The sequence below is a fragment of the Burkholderia sp. GbtcB21 genome (assembly GCF_019091065.1).
Classification (GTDB): domain Bacteria; phylum Pseudomonadota; class Gammaproteobacteria; order Burkholderiales; family Burkholderiaceae; genus Burkholderia; species Burkholderia pyrrocinia_C.
Map to the genome: position 1 here is coordinate 1 of NZ_JAGXKA010000507.1, position 233 is coordinate 233.

At 63.9% G+C, this 233-nt stretch carries 1 pseudogene; it reads right to left on the reverse strand.

Features of this window, described 5'->3' with window-relative positions:
• Positions 1–233, reverse strand: a pseudogene (gene glyA / locus KVT39_RS37500) (serine hydroxymethyltransferase); the annotation flags it as partial.

Below are 233 nucleotides of genomic sequence, written 5' to 3' on the forward strand. Positions count from 1 at the left end.
ATCTTCAGCGAGTACGCCGTCGCGCCCGCGATGATCAGCTTCGGCTTGTGTTCCTGCGCGAGCTTCTCGGCCCCTTCGTAGTCGATGTCTTCGTTCTCGTTCAGGCCGTAGCTCACCACGTTGTACCACTTGCCCGACATGTTCACCGGCGAGCCGTGCGTCAGGTGGCCGCCGTGCGCGGGGCTCATGCCCATGATCGTGTCGCCCGGCTTGAGCATCGCGAGGAACACGCC